Source organism: Mesorhizobium sp. M0518 (assembly GCF_040321125.1).
Lineage (GTDB): Bacteria > Pseudomonadota > Alphaproteobacteria > Rhizobiales > Rhizobiaceae > Mesorhizobium.
In genome coordinates, this window is record NZ_JAMYQY010000019.1 from 41886 (window position 1) to 61912 (window position 20027).

Sequence of the window (20027 nt, forward strand, 5' to 3'; positions counted from 1 at the left end):
ATGCAGCCAGACTGGTATCCTGCTTGGCGCGACGAGGCTATCGAACAGCTGAAGGCCAAGAATGCACGCTTGAAAAAAGATCTCCACCTCGGTAGCTGGTTGCGCTATGACTATGACCTGACGGCCGGAACGCTTCTGTTCTCGCAAGACGGGGTCGCCAAGGTCGTCACCGAAATCCAGATTGTCGGCTCAACGAGCACGGAGGCCGGAAGCTGGCTGTGGGCTTGGGCAAATTCCAGCCTGCCCAGCGAGCTCCTCAGCGATGCAAAGCTAGTCCGATCCTTCGGAGAGCAGAATGGCATCGACGAACTGGCCCAAGCCTATGCGACGGATGCGGACAATGCGCTGGAAGTGGTTGGTTGGGAACTCAGTGCGGTGATGGCCCGTATCTGCAATGGGTTGGGTATCTATCGTTGTCCCAGCAGAGAGGACGGCGGTGGCTTTTATCTGATGCTCAAGAGCATCAACTGGGCAAACTGACGGCAACTGTTCGTCTTCCGGCCAAACGATCAAAAGCCCGCGCCGCTGCCGGCGCGAGCTCCACTAACGCATCTCAGCTACTTAAACGCGCCTTGATCAGTAAGGCGAACGGCACTCCTTGCGAGGGCCGTAATTCGGCTGGAACGTGTTGTCCGAAGCACGGTAGCTGCGATAGCGGTCGTAGCACCATTGGACGTGGGCGTTGCCTCCGTAGACGCGGTTGTTTTCGTTGTTGATGATTGCGCCGGTAATCAGCGCGCCGGTAGCGAAGGCGGCAAGCGGGAACCAATAATCGCCGTGACGACGGTAGCCGGGGCGATATTCGCGATAGCCGCGATGGCCGTTCCAATACGCGCCGCGATTGCGGGAAAAATTGCGGTCACGCGAAAAACTGCGGTCACGCGAAAAATTGCGATTGTGGCGGTCCTTGCGCCACTCCCGGTACTGGACTGTCTGCACATCCGGCACCGCGACCTGGGATTGCGGCACATAGTTCGGTTGGGCATTAACGGACACCGCCTCCGCCGCAACGAATGTGACGGAGAGAGTGGCCGCCAGCAGGCTCGTTGTGATTCTGTTCATTGGTCTTCTCCTCGATAGTTTGGCGGACGTCCCTGTGCCGGGAAAACGAGCGGCGCATACAATTGTTCCCCAGACTGGATGCCGCTGTCGGGCAGAAATGCCAGTGTTCCCTTGGCTGTTCTCCCACCGATGGCGCGGCTGGCAAGTGTCGCGACAGGGCGAAGCCGCCCGTGTTTGCGAGCCCTCTTTTTCCGGTTGACCGGTCGAGGCACTCTCCCTATGTTCCGCGCAATTTCGAGGGCCGCCTTTCGCCCGCGGGAGCGCGTAGCTCAGCCGGTAGAGCAACTGACTTTTAATCAGTAGGTCATGGGTTCGAATCCCATCGCGCTCACCAAATCCACGCGATAAACTGTCACCCATCTCTCGGGAAGGGCACACCACAACTGGCTCGAAGCCGTCAGCGCTTCCAGAAATCGCGGTGCGGTGCGAGCATCTCGTCGGCGATTTCTGGGAAGGGGCCAAAGACCTCGATCTTTTTCTGGCCAGAGTCGAGGACGGTGCGCGAAGAGAGGCTCATCGTCGGATTCTCTGCGTGATCCCCGGTGAGCGCCAGCAGCTCGGTCTCCTCGAAGCCGTAGACCAGCCGGCCGATATTCGCCCAGTAGAGCGTTCCGGTGCACATCGCGCAGGGCTCACCGGTTGAGACCAGCGTGCATTGCCATAAGAACTCCGGCTCGTAGGCTGCCGCGGCGCGCCGGGCGAGCTCCGTCTCGGCGTGGCGCACCGTGTCGAGATTGCCTTGCCGCATCAGCACCCGATCGTCCGGCCCGACCAGCACGCAACCAAACGGATGATGCCCATGCGCCGCCGCCTCGCGCGCGACCGCGTCGGCGGATCGAAGGTGGGCGAGCATCGGATCGCGTGTCATGGCAAGATCCTGTCATGCCGACATCCACCGATGAGCGGCTGAGCGAGATTGGTGCCAACGGACGCGAGTGGCAAGAGCCAACTTTTGCTTGAGACCTTTGCCTCGGGATATCAGACCTTTGCCCTACAATCCGCCGGCCGGTCTTGGCGTCGAACAGATGAGCACAGGCGCGGCAAAGCGGAAAGCCGGCTGAAAAGGCCATCCTCGCCGAGCTTCTCGAAGGAGTTCGGCGGCGCGAAAATGCGAACAGCGTCAGACCGAAGGCTCCCCGAACACCAGCGAAACATTGGCGCCGGCGTGGCGTTCGAGCCGGCCGGCGAGGTCGAGTTCCAGCAGCACCATGAAGACCTGGGCCGGGTGCAGGCCGGTGTGGCGGATGATCTCGTCGACCGCCACTGGCGTCGGGCCGAGCGCCTCGATGACGCGGGCGCGGTCGCTTTCGCCGGGCGGTGGTGTGGCCGAGAAGTCGGGCGGCTCTTCGAACGGCGGCACGTCGGGCGCCCGCATGCCGGTCAGCGGGGCGATCGCCCTGGAAATATCCGATGCCTCGGTGACCAGGGTGGCACCATCCTTGAGCAGGCCGTTGGTACCGGCGGCGCGTGGATCGAGCGGTGAGCCCGGCACGGCAAAGACCAGCCGGCCCATTTCGCCGGCAAGCCTGGCGCTGATCAGGGAGCCGGAGCGTTGCGCTGCCTCGACCACCACCAGCCCAAGGACCGCACCCGCAACAAGGCGGTTGCGGCGCGGAAAATCCTGGGCGCGCGGCTGCCAGCCGAACGGCATCTCCGAAATGATGGCGCCACGCTCGGCGATTTCCTCGCACAGGCCGGCATTTTCAGGCGGGTAAGGCAGGTCGAGACCGCCAGCCAGGACGCCGATCGTGCCGGTCGCAAGACTGCCCTGATGCGCCGCGGTGTCGATGCCGCGCGCCAGGCCGGAGACGATTGCGTAGCCGTCGCGGCCGAGGTCGGCTGCCAGCATGCGTGCCATCTTGATGCCGGCCAGCGACGCGTTGCGTGCCCCGACGATGGCGACACCCGGCAGCCGGAAAACAGCTGCGTTGCCCTTTACCGCCAGCAGGGGCGGCGGATGGTCCATGTTGCGCAACAGGGGTGGGTAGTCTGTCTCACCGATCCCGACAAAGCGGGCGCCGGCCTTTCCGGCTAGTTCCAGTTCCGCCTCGGCTTCGGCAACGGAAGGGATGCGAGCGATCCGGATGGCGCCGCCCGAAATCATCAGTTCCGGCAATATCTCCAGCGCCACCTCGGCCGAACCGAAACGGTTGATGAGGTCGCGAAAGGATGCGGGGCCGACATTCTGGGTGCGGATCAGCCGCAGCCAGCTCAGCCGCTGCCGGTCGCTGAGCCGCGGCCCGGCGGCCGGCCCACTCACCACGGCGGCAGGCTCGCTCACCCCTTGGCTCCGATCTTGCCCTCGGTGCCGGTAAGCAGGCGCGAAATGTTTTCCCGGTGCTTGATGAAAACGATGATGCTCATCACCACGAACAAGGCCGCATTCTGTGGTGTGCTCAGCACATAGAGGGCGATCGGCACGATGACCGCCGCTGTCAGCGCCGCAAGCGAGGAATACCGGAAGAGGAATGCCATCACCAGCCAGGCGACGGCGAAGATCAGCGCCACCTGCCAGGCAAGGCCGATCAGCACACCGAGATAGGTGGCGACGCCCTTGCCGCCCTTGAAACCGAGCCAGACCGGGAAGAGATGACCGAGAAAGGCGCCGAGACCGGCCCAGATCGCCAGGTCAGGCGCGAAATGGCCTGCTATCAGCACGGCGGCCGTGCCCTTCAGCGCGTCGAGTAGCAGCGTCGCGGCGGCAAGGCCCTTGTTGCCGGTGCGCAGAACGTTGGTGGCGCCGATATTGCCGGAGCCGATCTTGCGCACATCGCCAAGGCCAGCGGCGCGAGTGAGCAGGAGCCCGAACGGAATCGAGCCAAGCAAATAGCCGAACACGAGCGCTGGGATGAGGCTGTAAATCATTGTTTCCCCCGCATTTCCCCAGTTCGGCCGGATCAGGCGCGGTGCGCCGTGGCCGGTTCAGGCGGAAAACACTGTGCGGCCCGCAATCAGCGTTTGCAAGACCTTGCCTTGCAGTCGCGCGCCTTCGAAACAGGTGTTTTTCGACCGCGAACGAATGCCGCTTTCGCTGACGATCCAGGGTCCGTCGAGGTCGACAAGCGCAAGATCGGCGACAGCGCCCGGCTTCAGCGTGCCGCCGGGCAGGCCGAACAGTTTTGCGGGAGCGGTGGACAGGGTTTCGATCAGCCGGAGCAACGGCACATCGCCATTGTGGTAGAGCCGCAGTGCGGCGCCCAGAAGCGTCTCCAACCCTATGGCGCCGGCCGCCGCATCGGCGAAGGGCAGGCGCTTGGTGTCGACATCCTGCGGATCATGCGAGGAGACGATGATGTCGATCGTGCCGTCCCTGACCGCCTCGATCATCGCCAACCGGTCTTCCTCGGCGCGCAAAGGTGGCGTCAGGCGGAAGAAGGTGCGGTATTCGCCGACATCGTTTTCATTCAGCGACAGATTGTGGATCGCCACGCCTGACGTCACCGTCGCGCCGTCGGCTTTCGCACGCGTTATGGCGTTTGCCGCCATCGCCGTCGAGATCTTTGCTGCATGGTACGAACCACGCGTCAGCCGGGCCAAGGCCAGATCGCGCTCCAGCGGGATGGATTCGGCTTCGCGCGGAACGCCGGAGAGGCCGAGCCAACTGGCGTAGAGGCCTTCATTCATCACGCCGGATGAACCGAGGTCCGCATCCTGCGTCTCATGCACGATGGTGGCGCCGAAGTCGCGCGCATAGGTCAGCGCGCGGCGCATCACCAGCGCGCTCGATATGGTGTGACGGCCATCGGTGAAGGCGACGGCGCCGGCTTCGCGCAGCAGGCCGAACTCGGTCATTTCGCGCCCGTCGAGGCCCTTGGTGATCGCCGCAGCCGGAAAGACGTTGACGATGGCCGTGTCCTTGGCGGTGCGCAGCACGAATTCGACCAGCGCCACATTGTCGATCACCGGATCGGTATCGGGCATCATGACGATGGATGTGACGCCGCCGGCCGCCGCCGCGACACTTGCCGACGCAATGGTCTCGCGATGCTCGCCGCCCGGTTCGCCGATGAAGACACGGCCGTCGATCAGGCCTGGAATGATCGCCTTGCCGGCGCAGTCGATAACGGTGGCGCCCTCGGGCGCGCCCTGGTTCAGCGCTGCTTTGCCGGCGGCTACGATCTTGCGGCCATCGACGAAGACGGCGCCGACTTCATCGATGCCGCGCGAGGGGTCGATAATGCGGGCGCGCTCAAAGACCGTTATGCTCATACCCCGCGGCCCTCTTGATTACGGCGCGGGTCAAGAAGCGCTTCCATCACCGCCATGCGCACGGCGACGCCCATCTCGACCTGTTCCTGGATGACGCTCTGCGGACCGTCGGCGATTTCCGAGGCGATCTCGACGCCGCGGTTCATCGGCCCGGGGTGCATCACCAGCGCGTCGTCCTTGGCGGCCTTCAGTTTTTCCGCATCGAGGCCGAAATAGCGGAAATATTCGCGCACCGAAGGCACGAAAGCGCCTTCCATGCGCTCGCGCTGCAGGCGCAGCATCATCACCACGTCGGCGTCCTTGAGGCCTTCGGCCATCGAACGGGTTACGATGACGCCCATCTTCTCGATGCCGGTGGGCAGCAGCGTCGACGGAGCGACGACGCGCACCTGCGCGCCGAGCGCGTTGAGCAGCATGATGTTGGAACGCGCCACGCGCGAATGCAGGATGTCGCCGCAGATTGCCACGATGAGCTTCGACAGCGGACCCTTGGCGCGACGAATGGTCAGCGCATCGAGCAGCGCCTGTGTCGGGTGTTCATGCGCGCCGTCGCCGGCGTTGACGACGGAGCAGCCGACCTTCTGCGCCAGAAGGGCGGCAGCACCGGCCGATTGGTGGCGGATGATCAGGATGTCGGGCCGCATGGCGTTCAGCGTCATCGCCGTGTCGATGAGCGTTTCGCCCTTCTTCACCGAAGAGCTTGCCACCGACATGTTCATGACATCGGCGCCGAGCCGCTTTCCGGCAAGCTCGAACGACGACTGTGTGCGCGTCGAGGCTTCATAGAAGAGGTTGATCTGTGTGCGACCGCGCAGCGTCGAGGTTTTCTTCTCCGACTGCCGCGAGATCGCGACCGCCCGGTCCGCCCTGTCGAGCAACAGCTCGATATCGGCGGGGGAAAGGTCGCGGATGCCCAGAAGATGGCGATGAGGATAGGGGGACGAAGCGTCGGTCATCTCAAGGCGCTGCTATAGGGTGGAGACTTTGCGGCTGCAAGCGCCAGCTTTGCATTGTAGCCGTTCTCCTCAATTTTTTCGTGTAGATAGCCGATTGTATCGGCCGGTATTTTCATCGCGCGCGCTGCATGGCTTGGCTATATCTAGCCGACAGCCCCGGATTCGTGGCTTTCTGACGATAGAAGGATTGGGCGTGACCGACGACGTGACGAACCAGCCGCCGCCGCTGACGGGCGGCAACGCCTGGCGGGGCGATCCGTTGCTGATCCAGCTAGCGGAGCGTTTTTCCGATCCGGTGCGCCGGGAACTCGATGGTCTCGGCCGCTTTGTGCTGACGCAGGAGGCGCAGGAATTGGCGCGCCTCGCCAATGTCGAGACGCCGAAGCTCAGGACGCATGATCGCCAGGGACGGCGCATCGACGTGGTCGAGTTCCATCCCGCCTATCACGCCTTGATGCGCCGCTCTGTGGCCAACGGGCTGCATTCCTCGGTGTGGGAGAACGGCGACACCGAGATCGGCCGCCGCCATCAGGTCCGTGCCGCCCGGTTTTATCTGACGGCGGAGCTGGAGACCGGGCATCTGTGCCCCATCACCATGACCAACGCTTCGCTGGCGGCCTTGATGGCCAGCCCGAAACTGTTTCGCGAATGGGCGCCGCGCGTGACGACGCGCAAATACGACCAGAGCCAGAAACCGCCGGTCGAGAAGACCGGGCTGACCCTCGGCATGGGCATGACCGAGAAACAGGGCGGCACCGATGTGCGCGCCAATGTGACGAGGGCGGAACGCGCCGGCAGCGGTTTTTATCGTCTGAACGGGCACAAATGGTTCATGTCCGCGCCGATGTCGGATGCCTTCCTGGTGCTGGCGCAGGCGCCTGAGGGACTATCGTGCTTCCTCGTGCCGCGCGTTCTCGGTGACGGTTCGGGCAACGGCTTCCGCTTTCAGCGGCTGAAGGACAAGCTCGGCAATCGTTCCAACGCCTCCTCCGAAGTCGAATTTGTCAATGCCATCGGCGAGATGGTCGGCGAAGCCGGTGCCGGTGTGAAGACGATCATGGACATGGTCACCCTGACCCGGCTCGATTGTGCCATCGCATCGTCGGCGATCATGCGCGCGGGCCTGGCCGAGGCCGTTCACCACGCCCGCCATCGCCAGGTGTTCGGTTCGACCCTGATCGAGCAGCCGTTGATGCAGCGCGTTCTGGCCGACATGGCGCTCGATGTCGCCGCCGCCACCGCGCTGTCGTTCCGGTTGGCGCGCTCCTTCGACGAGGCGGCCAGCGATCGCGGCGAGGCGGCGTTTGCTCGGGCCATGACGCCGGTCGTCAAATACTGGGTCTGCAAGATCGCGCCGCCTTTGCTCTATGAGACTATGGAGTGCCTCGGCGGCAATGGCTATGTCGAGGAGGCGCCACTCGCCCGCTACTATCGCGAGGCCCCGGTCAACGCGATCTGGGAAGGCTCGGGCAATGTCATGGCGCTTGATGTGCTGCGCGTGCTCGGCCGTGCGCCCGGCCTGTTCGAGGATGTGCTGGCCGGCATCGACCGTGATCTCGGCGCCGGCGGACGCGGCACGATCGGCGTGCTGAAGGCGGCGATGCAGGTTGCCTCAACCGACGAAGGTTCTGCCCGGCTGCTGACCGAGCAGCTGGCGCTGTCGGCTGCGGCGGCGGAATTGCGCCGTCTGGGGGCAGGGCGGATCGCCGACGCTTTCGTCGAGACGCGTTTGGCCGGCCAATGGCGCAACACCTATGGCATGATCGATTCGCGCCACGATGCACGCATGATCATCGACACGCTCTATCCGCCGGTGAACTGAGCCGCGAGCATCGCAAAAACCGGCGCCATCCACAGTTTTGACGCGTTGGCGGGCATCTTCACGCGTATGGCTAATCGCCGTTAACCTTAACAAATGGTTTCCATTGCGATGGCGGACGGCAAGGCCCACTGTCCTAGTGCAAGCAGGGAATGGTTCAGATTGGCCGTCTCTTGCTTTGCGAAGCAGGAACACCGATGCGACAGGTACTGACCTCTTTTCTGGCCTTGCACTGGGCGATTGTTTTCGCCCTGCTTGCGCTAATCTGCATCGACGGAAACCGGGGTGTGGCGGCGGCGCTCGGCGTGCTGGGCACTACAATCGAGGGTACCCGCTTCGTCGACCTCGACAATTTCGTCGTCGTGGCGCCGCTCGCCACCGCATTGCTTGTCGTCGCGGTTCTGTTTTTCTGGGCCTTTGTCGAAGCCCTGGTCAACGACGCGACCAGCGCGGGCGCCGACAGCGTCGCCCGCATCGCCTTCATATGCGCGTCCGGCGTGTTGTCGCTGATCGTCGTCGGTGGCGCCGCGCAAGGCATCAACGGGCTGTTCATGGCTGTCGCCGTGCAACTGGCGGCACTTCTGGCGTCCTATGTCGCCATGCTTGCCGAGCGGCGGTCCGTGGTTGCGGCAGCGGCTTCCGGCGAAAGCGAGATCCATGCCGTCGCGCATGGCATGGCAAAAGCCGCGGCCCACAATTCGCTGCTTTCACTCATATCAGGCCGAACGGTCTCCAAGACCGGCTCCAATCCCAGGGGAGGTCGCTGATGCGCTACATCTTCGGATTTTGGGCGGCGCCGATGGCGATTTTCTGGGGCTGGTTCTATCTGTCGGCCAATGACATCAATTTCGGCTACACGATGCTCAGCCGACAGATGCACGACTTCTTCTTCCAACTCTATGGCCAGATGCTCGGCATCGATCCGGCGATCATTCCCGGCATGGTGGCGAAGACGTGCGTCTTCGACGGGTTGTTGCTGATGGCGCTTTGGGCCTTCCGCCGTCGCCGCGAAATCGCCGGCTGGGTCAGACAGCGCTGGGCGGGTCCGGTTCCGTTCGAGCGGATGCGTGGAGCGACTGAAGCCGGTCCAAAACTCCCTGCAGAATAAACGCGGCTGCCGCCGAATCGATCTTGCCGGCGCGCTTGCGGCGCGAGAAATCCATCTCGATCAGCGTCCTTTCGGCCGCGACCGTCGATAGTCTTTCATCCCAGAGCACGAAGGGCAGGTCGCTCATCTGGGCCATGTTGCGGACGAAGGCGCGCGATTTCTGCGCACGCGGCCCTTCCGAACCGTCCATATTGATCGGCAGCCCAATCACCACCGCGCCGGCATTCTCCTTCCGCAGCAAGGCGAGCAGCACCGCCGCATCGAGCGAGAATTTCCTTCGCATGATGACCGGGCGCGGATGGGCGAAGGAAAACCTCTGGTCCGAGACCGCGACGCCGATCGTCTTGTCGCCGAGGTCAAGCCCCGCCAGCGTCTTGCCGCCGGTTAGCCGCGCCGGCAATTCCTCGATCGTGATAATGCCCACCGGCCGTCCTTCGCCTTTCACCACCACGTGTTTTGTCAAACGCGTGGCGGACACAGTAACCCTTTGATCTCCGGGCCGTCGGCGTTCTATCCTTTGGCAAGATAAAAATCGAGGAATGCATTCATGAAACTGACCTGGTACGGCCACTCGGCCTTTCGCATCGAGACCGCTGATGCCAAGATCCTCATCGATCCCTATCTGATCGGCAATCCGTCCTGGACGGGCGGCTGGGAGGGACCGGCCGAGGGGATCACGCATGTGCTGCTGACGCATGGCCATAGCGACCACATCAGCGGCGCCGTGGAAGTGCTCGGCAAAAGCGGCGCCCAATTGGTCGCCAATTTCGAGATCTGCATGTATCTGGTCGGCAAGGGTGTCAGCGACAAGAAGATCAACCCGGGCAACATCGGCGGCACCGTCGATTGCGGCAGCTTCACCACCACTTTTGTCCAGGCGCTGCACTCATCCTCGTTCCCCGGCGAGGGCGGCCAGAACACCTATCTCGGCAATCCGGGCGGCCTCGTCCTGCATTTCCCGGAAGACAAGACGCTCTATCACATGGGCGACACCGACATCTTCTCCGACATGGCGCTGATCAACGAGTTGCATGAACCCAAGGTCGGCCTGGTGCCGATCGGCGACCGCTTCACCATGGGCGGCGCGGTGGCTGCACTTGCCTGCCGGCGCTTCTTCAAATTCGACACCGTGGTTCCCTGTCACTTCGGCACGTTTCCGATGATCGACCCGACCGCCGACAAGTTCGGGGCCGGCATGGAAGGGTCCGGCGTGACGGTGGCATTGCCTGACATCGGTGAGACGATTACGATCTAGGCACAGCTAAAGCGGAATGAAACCATGGCTTTGAGGAAATCTCTTTGTGTATCGATGTTGGTCGCGGCGTCGCCCGCGCTCGCCGCGAATGATTTCATCGAGGGCGTCTACCTGCAATCCGAGGAGCTTTGCAAACAGGCCAAAAAGGACACGCTGCAAACGCTGATCGACGCAGGGAACATCGTGCTTTCGGCGCACGGCCTGCAGAGCGTCGAATACAATTGCGAGTTTCTGCAGATCAGCAAGGCCACGGCTTCGCCGAGCTGGGCGGTGACGGCCATCTGCCAGGAACCGGGTTATGTCTTTCCCGACGTTCTCTCCGTGACGCAAATGAACGCCAAGCAGATCGATCTCGTGTCGGTTCGGCCCGTCGACGACGAAAGCGAAGCAAGCGGCAACAGCGGCAGCTACTATCTGTGCGAAGGCGTGGCTCTGCCATAGACGTATTCTGAGGGCCCACGAGCGGGCCGCCGGCACAGCCTGGTCTCTCGCACGATGCATGTTGCGCAGCGCGCGCGGCGCCGCTATAGCCCGAACTGGTTTTCCCCGAGGCAAAAACATGTCCGTAGATCTTCAGACAGTGAAGCGCGTCGCGCATCTCGCCCGCATCGCGGTGAGCGAAGAAGACGCCGAACGGATGACCGGCGAGCTGAACGCCATTCTGGGCTTCGTCGAGCAGCTGAACGAGGTCGATGTTTCCGGTGTCGAACCAATGACCTCGGTGACGCCGATGGACATGAAGAAGCGCAGCGATGTCGTCACCGACGGCGGCAAGGCGGCCGACATCGTCTCTAACGCGCCGGCGACCGAAGAGAATTTCTTCCTCGTGCCGAAGGTCGTGGAGTAAACCGGCCGATGGCAATCGAGATCGCCATTGAGAAGCCGCTCCAGGACGACGTGCGCAGGCTGGTCACGGAACTCAACGAGACCTTGCTCGAACTGACGCCGCCGGAGCATTGCTATCATTTGACGGTCGAGCAGATGGCCGGTGAGGACACGACGGTTTTCATCGCCCGCGATAATGGCCTGGCCATTGGCTGCGGCGCGCTGAAGCGTCATGACGGCGCCATTGGCGAGGTCAAGCGCATGTATATCAGGCCGTCGCATCGCGGGCAGAAGATCGGCGCGAAAATCGTTGAGCGGGTCGAATCGCTGGCGCGCAACGAGGGGCTGAAGCGCCTGGTGCTGGAGACGGGCGATCGTCATCCCGCGGCGTGGACAGTCTACGAACGCGCCGGGTTTTCGCGCTGCGGCCCGGTGCTGGATTATCCCGATTCTGAGTGGTCGGTGTTTTACGAAAAGAGCCTTTGATGAGCGACCTGACCCAGCTGACGATTTCACAGGCCCGCGCCAAGCTGCGCGACAAGGAAATCACCGCGACCGAGATCACCGAGGCCTATCTCGGCGCTATCGAGCGCGCCAATCCGGCGCTCAATGCCTATGTCGCCGTGACCGGCGACAAGGCGCGCGACATGGCCAAGGCGTCCGACGCCAGGCTGGTCAAGGGCGAGGGCGGTGCGCTGGAAGGCATTCCGTTGGGGATCAAGGACCTGTTCGGCACCGAAGGCGTCCACACGCAGGCTTGCAGCCATGTGCTCGACGGGTTCAAGCCGCGCTACGAATCGACCGTTACGTTAAATCTGTGGGCCGACGGCGCCGTTATGCTCGGCAAACTCAACATGGACGAGTTCGCCATGGGCTCGTCCAACGAGACGTCCTACTATGGCCCGGTCATCAATCCGTGGCGGCGCTCGCGCCTCGATACTGCGGTGATGCCCACGACGCATCAGGGCGACGGCGGCTTCGTTTCGGCCGGCGGCACGAGGACCGTGCGCAGCCTGGACAATGCGCAGTTGGTGCCGGGTGGCTCTTCTGGCGGGTCGGCCACGGCAGTCTCCGCCTTCCTGTGCGCCGGCGCGACCGCGACGGACACTGGCGGCTCGATCCGCCAGCCGGCCGCCTTCACCGGGACGGTCGGCATCAAGCCGACCTATGGCCGCTGCTCACGCTGGGGTATCGTCGCGTTCGCCTCGTCGCTCGACCAGGCCGGCCCGATCGCGCGCGACGTACGCGATGCCGCGATCCTGTTGAAATCGATGGCCTCTGTCGATCCGAAGGACACGACGTCGGTCGACCGGCCGGTGCCGGATTATGAGGCGGTGATCGGCAAGCCGATCAAGGGCATGAAGGTCGGCATTCCCAGGGAATACCGCGTCGACGGCATGCCCGAAGAGATCGAAGCGCTGTGGCAGAAGGGCATTGCCTGGCTGAAGGACGCCGGCGCCGAGATCGTCGACATTTCCCTGCCGCATACGAAATACGCGCTGCCCGCCTATTACATCGTGGCGCCGGCCGAGGCTTCGTCCAACCTCGCCCGCTATGATGGCGTCCGCTACGGCTTGCGCGTGCCGGGCAAGGATATCGTCGACATGTATGAGAAGACCCGCGCCGCGGGTTTCGGCCGCGAGGTCAAGCGCCGCATCATGATCGGCACCTATGTGCTGTCGGCCGGCTATTACGACGCCTACTATCTGCAGGCGCAGAAGGTGCGCAATCTGATCAAGCGGGATTTCGAGACTGTCTTCGCCGCCGGCGTCGATGTCATCCTGACCCCGGCAACGCCGTCCGCCGCCTTCGGCATCGCCGACGAGGACATGGCTGCCGATCCGGTCAAGATGTACCTGAACGACATCTTCACCGTCACTGTGAACATGGCGGGCCTGCCGGGCATCGCTGTGCCCGCCGGGCTCGACGCCAAGGGCCTGCCGCTCGGCCTGCAGCTGATCGGCCGGCCGTTCGATGAGGAAACCCTGTTCCAGACCGCTGCCGTCATCGAGCAGGCCGCAGGCACGTTCCAGCCGGAGAAGTGGTGGTAGGGACGTCGCTCGTCTAGCGCATGCCCTGAAAGTCGAATCGATTTTCGGAAGGATCCTGCGCAAAATCAAAGTGTTAGCGTCCTTTGAGCGCGCACGCCCGCGCGGCGCTGCAATGGGGTGAGCGATGTTCTTCTACCTGTCCAAGATCTTTTGGTTCTTCATCCAGCCGCTGAACCTGGCGATCTTTCTGCTGCTGGCGGGATTGCTCGCGGCCATGATCGCGCGCCGGCGGCTGGCGGCTACCGGCAGCGTGCTGGCATTTCTGGTCCTTGCGCTGTCAGCGTGGACGTCGCTCGGCGCCATGATGCTCAATCCGCTGGAAGAGCGCTTCGCGCGCCCGCCGCTGCCGGCAAAGGTCGACGGCATCGTCGTGCTCGGCGGCGGCTTCGAGGGCGCCATCAATCTGGCGCGCGGCGGCTATGAGTTGAACAGCAGCGGAGATCGGATGGTCGAGACCGCAGTTCTGGCCCGGCGCTTTCCTACCGCCAAGGTGGTCGTCTCCGGCGGCACCGGCGCGTTGTTTCTCGATGGCGAGGGCGATGCCGCAACCGCGCCGCGCCTGCTCACCGCGCTTGGCGTGGCCGCCGATCGTCTGATCCTGGAGAACAAGTCCCGCAACACCTATGAGAACGCGGTCTTCACCAAGGAGTTGCTAACGCCGAAGCCCGGCGAGACCTGGCTGCTGGTGACTTCGGCCTTCCATATGCCGCGCGCCAAGGCGCTGTTCGACAAGGCCGGCTTTGCGACTGTTCCCTGGCCGGTCGACTATCGCACCTCGGGCAAAGAAGGCATCGGCCTGTTCCGCGACAATCCAGCCGATTCGCTGCAGGCCGCCACCATGGCCATCCGCGAATGGATCGGGCTTTTTGCCTACTGGCTGTCAGGCCGGATCGATCAGCCTTTTCCAGGCGGCTGACCGATCACCGCCTGCCTGGCGGCCGAGAAGAACTGGCGCCGCACCAGAACGGCCAGCAGCAACAGCGTCGACAACACGAACACCATTGGGTCGACGAACCAGCCGAGATAACCGATCGAGAAGAACACGCCGCGCAGGCCGGAGTTGAAGTGCTTTCCGGCCAGCATGTTCATTTGCGCCGCACGCCACACCGCCGTTTCGGTGACCGGATTGCGTGAGGCTTCGCCATGCGGGATCGGCACGGCGCCGATCAGGATCGTGCAATAGTTGAACAGCCGGTACGCCCAGCCGAATTTGAAGAACGAAAACGCCAGGATCAGCACCAGCCCGAACACCTTTATCTGGAAGGCCGCGCGCGACGGCGCGCCACCCAGGGGCAGGTCGCTGAGCACTTCAAGAACCCGGTCGGATGCGCCGAGCAGGGCAAAACAGCCGCCGATGGCGATCAGCGAGCTGGAGGCGAAGAAGGCGGTGCCTTGCTGCAGCCCGCTCATGATGGCGGTATCGACGATGCGGATCTCGCGCTCGGCCATGGTCCGCATCCAGGCTTGCCGCTGTGCATTCATCGCCGTCGTCAGTGACATGCGGCTGACCAGCTTGCCGTCGGAGGCGAACGTGTGCAGCAGCCACGCGACGAGGAAGAAGGCCAGCGCCGCGAGATCGGCTGTCGAAAGATCGAGGGAATCGCCCATGCCTGAATTTAGCACATTCAGCGCGATCGCTTCGATGTCCGCCTACAGCGATAAGGCACCAATGTCGCTGCCGGAGCAAACAAGGTCGGCGGGTGCAGCGCCGCGATTTCCAAAAGAGCGGAAACATCGTGGGAATTCCTATATGTAGTCATCGACCTGACGCCAGGAGACAACGCCGCGTGTTCCTTTCGGTTTTCGACCTGTTCAAGATCGGCATAGGACCCTCGAGTTCGCACACGATGGGGCCGATGACAGCCGCTGCGCGGTTTCTCGACGAGGTCGCGGGAAATGACTGGCCGCGTCCGGCGGGCGTCAAGGTCGATCGGCTTGGCGCAAGTCTGCACGGGTCACTCGCCTACACCGGTATTGGCCACGGCAGTGATCGCGCCGTCATGCTCGGCCTTGCCGGCCTGACGCCGCAGACGGTCGATCCCGACCAGGCCGATGGCATTGCCAGCCGCATCGCCGCCGAAAAGCGCATTTCGCCGCCCGGCCATCCCGCCTATCGCTTCGATCCGGCCACCGATCTGGTGCTGGACCGCAAAACGCCGCTCACCGGTCACGCCAACGGCATGGCGTTCTACGCCTATGATTCCGGCGGCCGCCTGCTGCTCAAGCGCATCTATTATTCGATCGGCGGCGGCTTCGTGGTTTCCGAAGAAGAACTGCAGCGGATGAAAGCCAAAGGTTCGGTGACAACCGAAGGCAAGAAAGTGCCTTATCCGTTCAAGAATGCGGTCGAGATGCTGGCCATGGCCGGCAAAAGCGGCCTTTCCATCGCCGACATGAAACGCGTCAACGAGGAGACGCAGATGACGCGCGAGGAGCTCGACGCCGGCCTCGACGGAATCTGGAGCGCCATGAAGGGCTGCATCGACCGTGGCCTGTCGCAGGATGGCATCATGCCGGGTGGGCTGAAGGTGCGCCGCCGTGCCCGCATGCTGCACGATAAGCTGCAGGAGCAGTGGCAGCAGAACAAGCCCAATCCTTTGCTCGCCAATGACTGGCTGTCGATCTACGCCATGGCCGTGAACGAGGAAAATGCCGCCGGCGGCCGCGTCGTCACCGCGCCGACCAATGGCGCTGCCGGCACGCTGCCGGCGGTGCTGCGCTACTGGCTGCATTTCCATCCCGAGGCGGACCAGCCGAGCATTCGTGATTTCCTGCTGACGGCTGCCGCCGTTGGCGGCATCATCAAGACCAACGCGTCGATCTCGGGCGCCGAGGTCGGCTGTCAGGGCGAGGTCGGCTCGGCATCGGCGATGGCGGCGGCCGGCCTGTGCGCCGTCATGGGCGGCACGCCCGAGCAGGTCGAGAATGCCGCCGAGATCGCGCTCGAACATCATCTCGGCATGACCTGCGATCCGGTCGGCGGGCTGGTGCAGGTGCCGTGCATCGAACGCAATGCGCTGGGCGCGGTCAAGGCGGTGACGGCAGCGTCACTGGCCATCAAGGGCGACGGCATCCATTTCGTACCGCTCGATGCGGCGATCGAGACCATGCGCCAGACCGGCCTCGACATGAACGAGAAGTACAAGGAAACCAGCCTTGGCGGGCTTGCAGTCAACGTCGTGGAGTGCTGAAGGCTGGCCTAAACCGCCACTGTGGAGAAGTCGATCCGGTCGTTGACGCGTTCGCGTGCAGGACTAACCTTAAGCGATGTCTCTCAATCTCATAAAACTCTGTGTCGGCTGCGACAGCGTCGAGGATCTCGAAGAGTGGATCGCCTTCCGCCTCGACGAGCGGCGGCGCGCCGGTGAGCCGGTCGAGCAGTATCACACCACCCGTATGATGCCGACGCGCGGCGCCGAGGTTACCGATGGCGGTTCGCTCTATTGGGTGATCAAAGGCAATGTGCAGTGCCGCCAGTTGATCACCGAAATCCGGCCGTTCACCGACAGTGAAGGCATAGGCCGTTGCCATCTGATACTCGACCCCGAGGTTGTACGCACCGACTGGCAGCCACGCCGGGCTTTTCAGGGCTGGCGCTACCTGAAGCCGGCGGACGCGCCGCTCGATCTGGGTAAGGGCAAGGCCGGATTGATCGAGATGCCGCCGAAACTCAGGCGCGAGCTGGCCGATCTCGGTCTGCTCTGACCCCAGGTGGCATCACCGCCTGGCCCTTTGCACTGCCCGATGTGGGGCTTGCAAGCGATGTGGCAACGCCACATCTTGTTTTTCATGAGCGATAAGAAGCAGCCTGTGCCAGCGGGGACCAATCCTGCGCCGATCAAGCCTCAATCCAACGCCGGCGAGATCGACGCCTTCATTCGTCAGGCGAGGACACTTGCCGCGTCGGCGACCGATTCGGGCAGGCTGATCCTTGCTCTCGACGCAACAATGAGCCGCCAGCCGACCTGGGATCTGGCTTGTGAGCTGCAGGGCCAGATGTTCGACGCTGTCGGCAAGGCCGGAACCCTCAGCGTGCAACTGGTTTATTTTCGTGGTCTCGGCGAGTGCCGTTCGTCCGCTTTCGTGAGCGACACCAATGCCTTGAAGCAGCTGATGACGCGGATCGAATGCCGCAGCGGCCACACCCAGATCGGCAAGGTCCTGACGCGTGCGTTGAAACAGACGGCGGCCGCCAAGGTCAATGCGCTGGTCTACATCGGCGACGCGATGGAAGAGAATATCGACGATCTGGCCGAAAAGGCCGGCAGCCTCGGCCTTCATGGCGTTCCCGTCTTCGTGTTTCAGGAAAGCCATGATTCCGGCGCAGAAAAGGCGTTCAAAGAGATTGCGCGGCTGTCCAAGGGGGCTTGGTTTAGATTTGATCGGCGGGCTGCCGCGACCCTGGCAGGACTGCTTTCGGCCGTCGCCGTGTTTGCGACCGGCGGGTTGAAGGCGCTCGAAGCCAGGGGCAGGCCGGAAGACCGGCTGATGATCGAGTATCTGCGGGGCGGCGGAAAATAATGGGCGCGATCATCGCTTTTGGAGCGTTGCTTCTGCTGCTCCTCGGCGCGGTGACGATCTTTCTGCGTGCCGAGCCGGCGAAACTGGCGAGCACGCTGCGAACGCTCGGGCCGGCTCTTCTGGCACTTGTCGGCGTCGCCGTGCTTGTGGTCGGCCGGGAAGGCATCGGCGGCATGATTCTCACCGGCGCAATTGCCTGGTATGGTTCCATGCGCATGAAACGCCAGCCGGCCGGGCTTGCACCGGGCAAACGCTCGACGGTGCGCACAGCGGCATTGGAAATGGAACTCGATCACGATACCGGCGGCCTCGAAGGACTGGTCCTGGCTGGCCGCCACGAAGGCAAGATGCTTGGCGCGATGGGGCTGGCGGAATTGCAACACCTCTACCGCGAACTCTCCGGCGATCCGGAGAGCCGACAGCTGCTAGAGACGTATCTTGACGGCAGATTTCCCGTCTGGCGCAAAAACGCTGAGACGAACGGTGGCGAAGGGCTGGGTGTTGCGCCAGGTCCGGGCGCCATGACTAAGGAGGAGGCCTACAAGGTCCTTGGTCTTGAAGCGGGGGCCGCCGCGGCGGATGTCCGCAAGGCGCACCGCCGCCTGATGCAGCGCCTGCACCCCGATGTCGGCGGCACGTCTTTCCTGGCGGCGCGGATTAACGAAGCCAAGGACGTCTTGCTCTCCAATCACAACTAGTCTCCTTCGATGCAGAACTTTTCCGGGAGATGACTTGCACGCCGTCCTACTGCTGGACGGCGTAGCACTCGATGTTCTTCTTCTTCAAAGCGGTGCAGGCCTTCCAGGCGGCGGTCTTCGAACCGAAGCCGCCGAAGCGGGCGCGGTAGTAGGTGACGCCGTCCTTGTCGAAGGCGACGGTGAAGCCGGACGCGTCGGCCAGCACCTTGGGTGCCTGCTTGGTGGTCTTGTCGAGGAAGGCCTGGGCCTCTGACTGCTTTGGCGACGAGGCGACCTGAATGGCCCAGCCCGACGGCACCGACGCGGTGTTGACCGGGTCGACAGCCGCCGGCGTCGGCTCGGCATAGGCCGCTACCACCTGGGCCGTCGCGACTTGGGGGGCTGAAACGATGACGGTCTTGACCTTTCTGGTCTTGACGACGGGAGCTGCTTCCTCGGCCTGCGCGGTATCGTCTTCGGCGACCGTGGCGTCCTCGGCAACGATGGCATCGTCCTGCGCTACGACAGGCTTGTCGTCCGGTGTCGGAGCGTCATGCTTGGGCAGGAGAACCTTGGCAAGGGCAGTGATCGGGTTGTTGCCGCCAGCCTTGGCGACCAGATCGCCACCACCGCGAGTCGATGCCCTCGGCAGATAGGTGTTGATCAAGCTGGCCATCTGATTGTCGCGGCTGCCGCCGGAGGTGCCGCCCATGACCACGCCGACGATGCGGCGATTGCCGTCGGAAACCGACGAGACGAGGTTGAAGCCGGAGGCGCGGGTGTAGCCCGTCTTGATGCCGTCGACACCCTTGATGCGTCCAAGCAGGCGGTTGTGCCCGTTGATGCGCTTGCGCCCGTAGAGAAAGGAGCGCTGCGAGAAATAGCCGTAATACTGCGGAAAATGCTCGCGCAGCGCGATGCCGAGCGTCGCCATGTCGCGCGCGGTGGTGAACTGGCCAGGGTCTGGCAGGCCATTGGCGTTTCGGAACACGGTGCCGTTCATGCCCAGCGCACGCGCCTTGGCGGTCATCATGCGGGCAAAAGTGGTTTCATTGCCGCCGAGCATTTCGCCGAGCGCGGTGGCCGAGTCGTTCGCCGATTTGGTGACGATCGACAGGATCGCGGTCTCGACCGTGACGGAACCACCCGGCTTCACGCCAAGTTTCGTCGGCGCCTCGGCGGAGGCCTTGGCGGAAAACACGACCTGCGAATTCCGGCTGATCTTGCCCTTCGCCATCGCTTCGAAAGTCAGGTACAGCGTCATCATCTTGGTCAGCGAAGCTGGGTAGCGCCTGCCGTTGGCATCTGCGGAGTAAAGCACCTTGCCGGTCTTGGCATCCACGACGATGGCCGCCTGCCTGGCCGCCAGCGACGAGGCAACGTCGCCAAAAACGAATGTCATCGCCAAGGCGATGATCATCATCGTTTTGAGAGGGGAGGTGGATTTGGAAACGATGCCCAACAACGCCTTACGCACTGGTACTTCCCTTGGATTTCTTCGTTGCGTTGGAGGCGGCAAAGGGTCCTGCCTCGCTTCCGGTCAA

23 protein-coding genes and 1 tRNA gene are annotated in these 20027 nt (G+C 63.3%); 15 read left to right on the plus strand and 9 right to left on the minus strand.

The annotated features are described in order from the left end of the window. A complete protein-coding gene (locus NKI66_RS24470) occupies positions 1-480 on the plus strand; it encodes a DUF6882 domain-containing protein (protein ID WP_023812970.1) in 480 nt (159 codons plus the stop codon). A gap of 96 nt (positions 481-576) precedes the next feature. On the opposite strand, the gene NKI66_RS24475 is transcribed toward NKI66_RS24470, so the two are convergent. Further along, on the minus strand, positions 577-1062 hold the full coding sequence (locus NKI66_RS24475) for a BA14K family protein (RefSeq protein ID WP_023812969.1): 486 nt from the start codon (positions 1060-1062) through the stop codon (positions 577-579). A 258-nt stretch (positions 1063-1320) separates the two neighbouring features. On the opposite strand from NKI66_RS24475, the gene NKI66_RS24480 reads away from it, so the two are divergent. Beyond that, positions 1321-1396 (plus strand) — tRNA-Lys (locus NKI66_RS24480). Between the two features lie 63 nt (positions 1397-1459). Here NKI66_RS24480 and NKI66_RS24485 read toward each other — a convergent pair. From NKI66_RS24485 to NKI66_RS24505, 5 genes are all read right to left on the minus strand, one after another. After that, positions 1460-1930: a nucleoside deaminase gene (locus NKI66_RS24485; RefSeq protein ID WP_023812968.1), complete on the minus strand. Its 471-nt coding sequence runs from the start codon at positions 1928-1930 to the stop codon at positions 1460-1462. A gap of 252 nt (positions 1931-2182) precedes the next feature. Continuing rightward, positions 2183-3322: a DNA-processing protein DprA gene (gene dprA, locus NKI66_RS24490; protein WP_023812967.1), complete on the minus strand. Its 1140-nt coding sequence runs from the start codon at positions 3320-3322 to the stop codon at positions 2183-2185. Positions 3323-3339: 17 nt separating this feature from the next. Then, complete coding sequence (plsY, locus tag NKI66_RS24495; protein ID WP_023812966.1) at positions 3340-3927, minus strand: glycerol-3-phosphate 1-O-acyltransferase PlsY; 588 nt, start codon at positions 3925-3927, stop codon at positions 3340-3342. A gap of 57 nt (positions 3928-3984) precedes the next feature. Then, the gene (locus NKI66_RS24500) at positions 3985-5271 is read right to left on the minus strand and encodes a dihydroorotase (RefSeq protein WP_023812965.1); all 1287 of its coding nucleotides are present in this window, start codon (positions 5269-5271) and stop codon (positions 3985-3987) included. After that, positions 5268-6227, minus strand: a complete 960-nt coding sequence (locus tag NKI66_RS24505; RefSeq protein ID WP_352753279.1) for an aspartate carbamoyltransferase catalytic subunit — start codon at positions 6225-6227, stop codon at positions 5268-5270. The genes NKI66_RS24500 and NKI66_RS24505 overlap by 4 nt, the downstream gene beginning before the upstream one ends. Before the next feature lie 193 nt (positions 6228-6420). On the opposite strand from NKI66_RS24505, the gene NKI66_RS24510 reads away from it, so the two are divergent. The 3 genes from NKI66_RS24510 (at position 6421) to NKI66_RS24520 (ending at position 9154) form a co-directional block, all read left to right on the plus strand. Continuing rightward, complete coding sequence (locus tag NKI66_RS24510; RefSeq protein WP_023812964.1) at positions 6421-8049, plus strand: DNA alkylation response protein; 1629 nt, start codon at positions 6421-6423, stop codon at positions 8047-8049. Positions 8050-8243: 194 nt separating this feature from the next. Beyond that, entirely contained in the window at positions 8244-8813 is a 570-nt protein-coding gene (locus tag NKI66_RS24515; RefSeq protein WP_023812963.1) for a hypothetical protein, read from the plus strand. Continuing rightward, positions 8813-9154 carry a DUF6105 family protein gene (locus NKI66_RS24520; protein ID WP_023812962.1) on the plus strand — a complete coding sequence of 114 codons (342 nt, stop codon included), beginning with the start codon at positions 8813-8815 and terminating at the stop codon, positions 9152-9154. Before NKI66_RS24515 ends, NKI66_RS24520 begins: the two co-directional genes overlap by 1 nt. Here the strand turns inward: NKI66_RS24520 and ruvX are convergent. Then, complete coding sequence (gene ruvX / locus NKI66_RS24525) at positions 9072-9578, minus strand: Holliday junction resolvase RuvX (RefSeq protein WP_023812961.1); 507 nt, start codon at positions 9576-9578, stop codon at positions 9072-9074. The two genes, NKI66_RS24520 and ruvX, sit on opposite strands and share 83 nt — an antisense overlap. Positions 9579-9701: 123 nt before the next feature. On the opposite strand from ruvX, the gene NKI66_RS24530 reads away from it, so the two are divergent. The 6 genes from NKI66_RS24530 (at position 9702) to NKI66_RS24555 (ending at position 14201) form a co-directional block, all read left to right on the plus strand. Then, positions 9702-10409, plus strand: coding sequence for a metal-dependent hydrolase (locus NKI66_RS24530; RefSeq protein ID WP_023812960.1), 708 nt, complete (start codon positions 9702-9704; stop codon positions 10407-10409). Positions 10410-10433: 24 nt separating this feature from the next. Further along, on the plus strand, positions 10434-10850 hold the full coding sequence (locus tag NKI66_RS24535; RefSeq protein ID WP_023812959.1) for a hypothetical protein: 417 nt from the start codon (positions 10434-10436) through the stop codon (positions 10848-10850). Positions 10851-10968: 118 nt separating this feature from the next. Next, entirely contained in the window at positions 10969-11256 is a 288-nt protein-coding gene (gene gatC, locus NKI66_RS24540) for an Asp-tRNA(Asn)/Glu-tRNA(Gln) amidotransferase subunit GatC (protein WP_352753283.1), read from the plus strand. 8 nt (positions 11257-11264) lie between these two features. Then, complete coding sequence (locus NKI66_RS24545) at positions 11265-11720, plus strand: GNAT family N-acetyltransferase (RefSeq protein WP_023812957.1); 456 nt, start codon at positions 11265-11267, stop codon at positions 11718-11720. Continuing rightward, positions 11720-13285 carry an amidase gene (locus NKI66_RS24550; RefSeq protein ID WP_352753286.1) on the plus strand — a complete coding sequence of 522 codons (1566 nt, stop codon included), beginning with the start codon at positions 11720-11722 and terminating at the stop codon, positions 13283-13285. The genes NKI66_RS24545 and NKI66_RS24550 overlap by 1 nt, the downstream gene beginning before the upstream one ends. Positions 13286-13409: 124 nt before the next feature. After that, complete coding sequence (locus NKI66_RS24555) at positions 13410-14201, plus strand: YdcF family protein (protein WP_352753288.1); 792 nt, start codon at positions 13410-13412, stop codon at positions 14199-14201. Here NKI66_RS24555 and NKI66_RS24560 read toward each other — a convergent pair. Continuing rightward, positions 14180-14893, minus strand: coding sequence for a DUF599 domain-containing protein (locus tag NKI66_RS24560; protein ID WP_027161543.1), 714 nt, complete (start codon positions 14891-14893; stop codon positions 14180-14182). The two genes, NKI66_RS24555 and NKI66_RS24560, sit on opposite strands and share 22 nt — an antisense overlap. A gap of 179 nt (positions 14894-15072) precedes the next feature. Here NKI66_RS24560 and NKI66_RS24565 point away from each other — a divergent pair, with 179 nt between their 5' ends. The 4 genes from NKI66_RS24565 to NKI66_RS24580 all read left to right on the plus strand — a co-directional run bounded on the left by NKI66_RS24565 (position 15073) and on the right by NKI66_RS24580 (position 18504). Beyond that, the gene (locus NKI66_RS24565; RefSeq protein WP_127295570.1) at positions 15073-16476 is read left to right on the plus strand and encodes an L-serine ammonia-lyase; all 1404 of its coding nucleotides are present in this window, start codon (positions 15073-15075) and stop codon (positions 16474-16476) included. 76 nt (positions 16477-16552) lie between these two features. Next, complete coding sequence (locus NKI66_RS24570; RefSeq protein ID WP_013531780.1) at positions 16553-16990, plus strand: DUF1489 family protein; 438 nt, start codon at positions 16553-16555, stop codon at positions 16988-16990. 84 nt (positions 16991-17074) lie between these two features. Beyond that, positions 17075-17806 (plus strand): VWA domain-containing protein, encoded by a 732-nt coding sequence (locus NKI66_RS24575; RefSeq protein WP_352753292.1) that lies wholly within the window; start codon positions 17075-17077, stop codon positions 17804-17806. Beyond that, complete coding sequence (locus NKI66_RS24580) at positions 17806-18504, plus strand: DnaJ domain-containing protein (RefSeq protein ID WP_023812952.1); 699 nt, start codon at positions 17806-17808, stop codon at positions 18502-18504. The genes NKI66_RS24575 and NKI66_RS24580 overlap by 1 nt, the downstream gene beginning before the upstream one ends. A 46-nt stretch (positions 18505-18550) precedes the next feature. On the opposite strand, the gene NKI66_RS24585 is transcribed toward NKI66_RS24580, so the two are convergent. Continuing rightward, the gene (locus NKI66_RS24585; RefSeq protein ID WP_352753294.1) at positions 18551-19960 is read right to left on the minus strand and encodes an SPOR domain-containing protein; all 1410 of its coding nucleotides are present in this window, start codon (positions 19958-19960) and stop codon (positions 18551-18553) included. Positions 19961-20027 lie beyond the last annotated feature (67 nt).

Bases quoted from the DNA above. Each gene is read 5' to 3' on its own strand.
- NKI66_RS24550 (WP_352753286.1), top strand. From the start codon at position 11,720: ATGAGCGACCTGACCCAGCTGACGATTTCACAGGCCCGCGCCAAGCTG.
- NKI66_RS24530 (WP_023812960.1), top strand. From the start codon at position 9,702: ATGAAACTGACCTGGTACGGCCACTCGGCCTTTCGCATCGAGACCGCT.
- NKI66_RS24505 (WP_352753279.1), bottom strand. From the start codon at position 6,227: ATGACCGACGCTTCGTCCCCCTATCCTCATCGCCATCTTCTGGGCATC.
- NKI66_RS24580 (WP_023812952.1), top strand. From the start codon at position 17,806: ATGGGCGCGATCATCGCTTTTGGAGCGTTGCTTCTGCTGCTCCTCGGC.
- NKI66_RS24520 (WP_023812962.1), top strand. From the start codon at position 8,813: ATGCGCTACATCTTCGGATTTTGGGCGGCGCCGATGGCGATTTTCTGG.
- gatC (WP_352753283.1), top strand. From the start codon at position 10,969: ATGTCCGTAGATCTTCAGACAGTGAAGCGCGTCGCGCATCTCGCCCGC.
- NKI66_RS24475 (WP_023812969.1), bottom strand. From the start codon at position 1,062: ATGAACAGAATCACAACGAGCCTGCTGGCGGCCACTCTCTCCGTCACA.
- NKI66_RS24570 (WP_013531780.1), top strand. From the start codon at position 16,553: ATGTCTCTCAATCTCATAAAACTCTGTGTCGGCTGCGACAGCGTCGAG.
- NKI66_RS24470 (WP_023812970.1), top strand. From the start codon at position 1: ATGCAGCCAGACTGGTATCCTGCTTGGCGCGACGAGGCTATCGAACAG.
- NKI66_RS24575 (WP_352753292.1), top strand. From the start codon at position 17,075: ATGAGCGATAAGAAGCAGCCTGTGCCAGCGGGGACCAATCCTGCGCCG.
- NKI66_RS24535 (WP_023812959.1), top strand. From the start codon at position 10,434: ATGGCTTTGAGGAAATCTCTTTGTGTATCGATGTTGGTCGCGGCGTCG.
- plsY (WP_023812966.1), bottom strand. From the start codon at position 3,927: ATGATTTACAGCCTCATCCCAGCGCTCGTGTTCGGCTATTTGCTTGGC.
- NKI66_RS24555 (WP_352753288.1), top strand. From the start codon at position 13,410: ATGTTCTTCTACCTGTCCAAGATCTTTTGGTTCTTCATCCAGCCGCTG.
- NKI66_RS24560 (WP_027161543.1), bottom strand. From the start codon at position 14,893: ATGGGCGATTCCCTCGATCTTTCGACAGCCGATCTCGCGGCGCTGGCC.
- NKI66_RS24515 (WP_023812963.1), top strand. From the start codon at position 8,244: ATGCGACAGGTACTGACCTCTTTTCTGGCCTTGCACTGGGCGATTGTT.
- NKI66_RS24500 (WP_023812965.1), bottom strand. From the start codon at position 5,271: ATGAGCATAACGGTCTTTGAGCGCGCCCGCATTATCGACCCCTCGCGC.
- NKI66_RS24545 (WP_023812957.1), top strand. From the start codon at position 11,265: ATGGCAATCGAGATCGCCATTGAGAAGCCGCTCCAGGACGACGTGCGC.
- NKI66_RS24485 (WP_023812968.1), bottom strand. From the start codon at position 1,930: ATGACACGCGATCCGATGCTCGCCCACCTTCGATCCGCCGACGCGGTC.